At 43.1% G+C, this 5,992-nt stretch carries 6 protein-coding genes; 4 read left to right on the forward strand and 2 right to left on the reverse strand.

Annotation, left to right across the window (positions count from 1 at the left end; genetic code table 11):
* Both IQ260_RS26470 and IQ260_RS26475 read right to left on the reverse strand, forming a co-directional pair.
* A partial coding sequence (locus IQ260_RS26470; RefSeq protein WP_193996078.1) for a metal ABC transporter ATP-binding protein occupies window positions 1-648 on the reverse strand: 648 nt, incomplete at its 3' end.
* A 73-nt stretch (window positions 649-721) separates the two neighbouring features.
* A complete protein-coding gene (locus IQ260_RS26475) occupies window positions 722-1,666 on the reverse strand; it encodes a metal ABC transporter substrate-binding protein (protein WP_228016457.1) in 945 nt (314 codons plus the stop codon).
* 174 nt (window positions 1,667-1,840) lie between these two features.
* Between IQ260_RS26475 and IQ260_RS31270 the strand changes: the two genes are divergently transcribed.
* The 4 genes from IQ260_RS31270 (at window position 1,841) to IQ260_RS26490 (ending at window position 5,373) form a co-directional block, all read left to right on the forward strand.
* Entirely contained in the window at window positions 1,841-2,164 is a 324-nt protein-coding gene (locus IQ260_RS31270; protein ID WP_407657759.1) for a hypothetical protein, read from the forward strand.
* Window positions 2,122-2,508 (forward strand): hypothetical protein, encoded by a 387-nt coding sequence (locus tag IQ260_RS31275; RefSeq protein ID WP_228016458.1) that lies wholly within the window; start codon window positions 2,122-2,124, stop codon window positions 2,506-2,508. Before IQ260_RS31270 ends, IQ260_RS31275 begins: the two co-directional genes overlap by 43 nt.
* A 255-nt stretch (window positions 2,509-2,763) precedes the next feature.
* Entirely contained in the window at window positions 2,764-3,396 is a 633-nt protein-coding gene (locus tag IQ260_RS26485; RefSeq protein ID WP_193996079.1) for a motility-associated ABC transporter substrate-binding family protein, read from the forward strand.
* Window positions 3,397-3,510: 114 nt separating this feature from the next.
* The gene (locus IQ260_RS26490) at window positions 3,511-5,373 is read left to right on the forward strand and encodes a hypothetical protein (protein WP_193996080.1); all 1,863 of its coding nucleotides are present in this window, start codon (window positions 3,511-3,513) and stop codon (window positions 5,371-5,373) included.
* The last annotated feature ends 619 nt before the right edge of the window (window positions 5,374-5,992 follow it).

A 5,992-nucleotide genomic window follows, 5' to 3' on the forward strand; every position in this document is an offset into this window, starting at 1 on the left:
GAGGAGGATGGTGCGATCGCAAAATGTCGAAATCGATGCCAAGTCATGGGTCGACACCAAAATCGTATGGCCCTCATCCCGCAACTGTAGCAGCAAATTCACAATCCGTTTTTCCGTTTTCACATCCACCCCAGTAAACGGTTCATCCAGCAAGATCACTCGACTATTTTGGGCCATAGCACGGGCCAAAAACGCTCGTTTTTTCTGACCGCCCGATAGTTCGCCGATTTGCCGATGGCAAAAGTCCGTCATGCCCACCCGCTCTAAACTTTCTGCCACCTGACGACGATCCTCACGGCGAGGAATGCGCAGCATATTCATATAGCCATAGCGCCCCATCATCACCACATCCGCTACGCTGACAGGAAAGTTCCAATCCACATCATCCGCCTGGGGTACATAGGACATCAGCTGTCGTTTTTGCGCCATTTTGACCGAGAGACCATCCACATGAACTCGCCCTTGGTTAGGACTGACAAATCCCATAATGGTTTTGAACAGCGTGGATTTACCACCACCGTTGGGACCGACTAGACCCGTGATGGTCCCGGGCTGTACGTAACAACTGGTGTCATAGAGGGCAAGGTGAGCGTTACTGTAGGTAACACTAATGTTCTCGATAGTGATGCCAAAGGTCTCTGATCGCATCGTAGGTTAGGAGTTAAAAGGGCAAAAAATAAATGTCGAACTGGCCAGGCGAGCAAACCTCACCCACCGCAAATCAGGGCGATAATAAGCCTTCACTAATGACCTGAGCATCGTATTCCAGCAGCTCCAAAAACGTAGGCACTGGCCCATCTTCTGTAGACAGCGAATCAACGTATAAATTACCGCCAAACTCAGCTCCGGTAGCACGAGCAACTTCCTGCTGCCCCTCATCACTAACGGTGCTTTCGCAAAAAACCGTGGAAATATTGTTAGCTTTAACGTCTTCAATCACTCCTTGAATCTGCTTAGGAGTGGACTGTTGCTCAGCATTGATCGGCCAGAGATAGACTTCTTGGAGATCGTAGTCACGAGCAAGATAGGAAAACGCCCCTTCGCAACTCACCAGATAACGCTGGTCTTCAGGGACCTGGGCTAGATTCGCCTGTAGCTGTTGATCAATCGCTTGCAGCTGTTTACTATAGGCAGCAGCATTAGCGTTATAGGTCGCTTCGTTTGCAGGGTCGAGATCCACAAAGGCTTGGCGAATGTTCTCCACATAAATCAGCGCGTTTTTAGGGGACATCCAAGCGTGGGGGTTAGGCTTATCGACATAGGGACCCTCCGCAATGGCAATCGGTTCAATCCCTTCTGTCAAGATCACCGACGGCACATCCTGCACATTACCTAGAAACTGCTCAAACCAGCGCTCTAAATTCATCCCGTTATAGAGAATCAGCTCCGCTTCTTGAGCCTTAACCAAATCGCTAGGTGTGGGCTCATAACCATGGATTTCTGCACCGATGCGGGTAATGGACGCCACCTGTAGCTCATCCCCCGCCACGTTCTGAGCCATATCTGCCAAAATTGTGAACGTTGTCAATACAACCTTCTGATCACCCTCAGCCGAGTCCCCAGTCGTGGGAGCACTTTGCCCACAACCCGCCAGACCCATCAGCAATGCCATAGCAGATAGCAATATTCCCTGTTGGACGTGTTTGAGCATTTTTTGGGCCACCATTTCATAATGGTTTCATTTTTCATAATTATCTCATAATTCAATAGCAATGTGGGAATGAACAGCTTAAAATCTGATTAGGACGAATTTCATGATCTGCAACCCCAGCTACTGAGCCGCACGCTGTATCTGCCACACTATGGCCGTGAAAACTGGTTTAGTGCGTCAGATTTGAATGTGTATTACGACGTTAACCATGCGCTTTGGCATAAGCGACCCGATTGGTTTTTGTCCGTCGGTGTATCACGGCTATATGAAGGCAAGACACTTCGCCGCAGCTATGTTACCTGGCAAGAGGGTGCCTCAACTTATATCGTGGTTGAGTTTTTATCACCCGGTACAGAACGGGATGATTTGGGTCGTTTTTATCAGTCTCAGATGCCCGAATCGGACAATTCGCAGACCACAGATAAGCAACCGCCTGGCAAGCTAGAAATTTATGAGCGCGCTATCTACGGGTGCCCCACTACCTTGTCTACAGCCGTCACAGCCAGCAGTTGAGATATTTTCAACTAACGGGCGGTGTTTATGAAGAGCGTGAGCTGCAGTCGGGTAACTGTGCTATCTGGCTCACAGATTTAGAAATTGGCTTAGGCATTTGGCAAGGGGAGTTTGAGGATATCCCTGGACACTGGCTACGGTGGTGCGACCAGGATGGGACCTGGCTACTAACGGATACGGAACAGGAACGCCAGGAGAAAGAGCAAGCGCGCCAAGCTAAAGAACAGTCGCAAACTCAACTATTGCAAGCAGCTCACAATTTATTGGCAACAGGTATGCCTTTAGAGCAGGTCATTAAGCTACTGGCACTGTCCGAGAAACAAGTACAGCAGCTTCAGACATAACCTTAACGAGGTTTACACCAAAAGCACTTTATTCGCTTTTCGGCATTTTGCCACTGAGTAACAACCAGTATAAGCAACATCCTTATCAACACTATTGCACTCCAGAAAACGTCATGGATTGCATACCCATAAATTATGCTGAAACAAATCTTTATTTAGTACAAAAGAACTATTTTGATAGTATAATTAAGTTCAAATGTACTATTAACACTTTTGTTTCATTCCCTATCGCAGCATTTTTGGAGTCATACCGTCATGCAACTTGATACAAAAAATAATTGCAGTCTCAATAAAGACAGTCTAGATTACTATGACGTCAAACCTGAAGGTCCACTTCAGCCCATCAAACCCCCCGAGATGCCCGTGACTAAGGTCGTATTTGATGAATCCCATGGTTCCCTTTTGGGTACTTCCCAGAGTTCAGAAAATCAGAAAAGCGCATATCTAAAAACAATACAGACTTTACTACGCGAAAACAAAATAATTACATCATCTAAGAAGCAGGATATAAACTGCTATCCAGCACCTCTGTTAGAGGAATCTGATAATACGTCTAATCGGCAATCTTGGTCAGAGCTTTTACTTGATTCAGAGAATGCCCCCGACATTTTAGTTCTTGCCGCTCCAACCGAACCTTTTAAGCTGCGGGAAATAGGAATACTTGTAAAATTTGTCGAAGAAGGTGGCTCTCTCTTAATAACCGTTAGTAGAACATCTCTTGATAAGTATTCACGCAATAATGATGATACTATAGAGCAATTAATGGCCCGTTTTGGCCTAAGGTTTAGATACTTACTTGGGCCATCTTCAAACGAAATAGTAGACTTTCAACCTCACTATTTAAGCTCTGAAATCAACAGTTGTTTTTTTCAGATTCGACTTATATAGAAATTCTTAAAGATACACCTCCCCAACTTTTATCTCCCCCTTATGCAGTTGCACAGCTTCCTGGAAGAAAAGAAGCTTGCATCGTAGTCTCAGAGCGAAAGCGACTACATTCCTTTGCAGGACAATTATTTAAGATTTGGCAACAATCAAGAATTAGTTCTCAACATTTTTCGCTGGTTAGCCAACAAAAATCCATTAGAATGTCATAAATTCTCTGTCAAAGAAGAAATAAAGCTTGGGGATATTGAAGCCTTTTCAATTACGCTTAGCAATCCTCATGGCAAACGATTAGAGTTTATAAATTGCTTACTTGAAAGCGACCCAGGTGTAAAAATATTAGAATCACAGGAGCAAGTTATTCGCTCATTAGCCCCCTATAAATCACAAACTATTCAATGGAAAATTCAAGCTAATGAAATTGGTGATCATCAACTAAAACTCTCAATTGACTTCTTAAAAAATTCAAAATGGCCATCATTATTTTTTGATGTTGCGAGTCAGTTTCAATGCATTCCAAACATTGAAACTGATATCGTTATTCATAACAGCTATAACTCCATTCCTGAAAGGTTAGAAGTTAACAAACCCGTAGAAGTAAAAGCGGTATTTCATAACCAAAAATCAGCTAATCTTCCAAGTGTAAGGCTACGATTAGAAACATCTTTGCCTTCTCTAAAGATTGATCCCATCAACACATTGAGTGACATAAATCAGTCATGGAAGGTAGTGCCTCAAAAAGCAGGAGAAGGAGCATTATATTTACTTGTAGAAGGTATCGAATATAAAAAAACGAGGCTTATTCAAGTTTTACCTTCAATTCAGAATCAAATCGAATCGCTGAGCTTTGATATCCTAGCCCCTTTGCAAGATAAGATTGGGCGAACACTTATCCATCTCAATACCTGTCTAGACTTTGAGAAAATTCGAAAGATTCCTGTTCAAATTTGCACTCCTGATTTTTTAGCTGACAATATTTATTCAGATGATGTGGCTGAAGAAATCAAGGAAAGCATCCAAAGTCTTCTCGCAGATGATATCAGAGAGCCATACGTACACCACAAGTTTTTAGAAAAGATTACTCCCATCTTTTCTCCAACCCAAGGCTGCTACATCCCCTACGAACCAAAGTTGGCAGCTCGTTTGGTTGAAAATCAGGATACTGACGCTGTAAATACTGTTAGTAACAGTCTTCTTCTACCTTGGGAATATGATACTGATCGTCTAGACTCATTCGCTCGGATCAGCCTAGAGCAAAACTTAGCTGCACTCTTGCTCCATGAACAGTATGGTCATGGTTCTTTTTTTCATCAGACTAGACTAGGTAAGCAGCTCACAATACTTGACAAACACGGGTTTGTTCCTAATACCGATCCACGAAAGATATCTGCACCGTATCCCCGCAATCTTTATGAAGAATACAGGGAGGTGATTGAGGCTTTATGGGACAGCAGCATAGTCGTGAACGAGGGATTTGCAACATGGGTTGAACTGACTATTTTGCCGTTGCTTTCCACAAGTTTGGGACAAGCAACCTATCGCCGCCGCGATCATCTCTTCAATAAAGATAAATATTTTTCAATACGAAGAAAAGAAAGTAAGTATTTTCAGGCATTCCCCACATCATATGAATCCAGATATCGAGAGGGTTATGAACTTTTTCAAAGAATTCAGGGATATTTCCCGCCTGAGTATGGAGCCCCAGCTGTCGTGGCCGCTATGATGAAGGCAACTGATGTGGATATGGGTATCGTAGAGAATAATAATGAGCAGATTCAGTTCTCTCTAAGCCGAGAGCAGATGCACCAGGCGTTATTTAAGCGCCACGAGGATGATGCGCGGTCTGATAAGCGTTTATTGCGTATTTCAAGTTGTATACATATGCTAGATAAGTACCAGCACAGAGTTACTGAGCAAGCTGTAATCAGTAACCCTCTTGCCGCCTTTTCAAAGTTAGTGAATGAAGAGCTTGGATGGTAGATTATGAATAATATGTATGGGGGACGTCAGAATCGTCCTCCAGATGGCGGATATAGCGGGAGAAGATTTCATCCTGAAGTAGACTGTTTCTCTCGTTGGGGCATCACGCAGAGACATAACGTTGAATTCGAAGAATCAGAACTCAAATTTTATTTGCCCGACCATTTGTACTACATTGAACAACTCAGTAACGAGTCGATAGAAGAGGCCAATAGTGCTTGCGATAGTATATTCGACTATCTCGATTTCGAATATACGGATGATTCATCTGTAGATTATCTTAAAAGCAAGCTGATGGATGTTTATTGTTTCTATCAGTGTCAAGAGTAACAGTCGTTATCTCTGAGATTAATTACTATAGTTAAACCTAAATCTTGCTTATGACGCTTCTCTATGCGAGGAGATGCATGCTTGAGCCTGGAAAGGCTTCAATAGAAGATTCTAATGTTCCTCATTTGAGTGAGGAACGCTATCCTTGCGCCTGTCACCTCTATATCATAGGTTAGTATGTGAGCAAATTAGGGGCTGACTCATTCATTTGTACTTTAGGTTTCTGACATCTTAATTTTTAATATAAGATATAACTTCGCATAGCGTTTTTTAGAAAACGATAAAATAT

This window comes from Leptolyngbya cf. ectocarpi LEGE 11479 (genome assembly GCF_015207065.1).
GTDB classification, from domain to species: domain Bacteria; phylum Cyanobacteriota; class Cyanobacteriia; order Phormidesmidales; family Phormidesmidaceae; genus Leptothoe; species Leptothoe ectocarpi.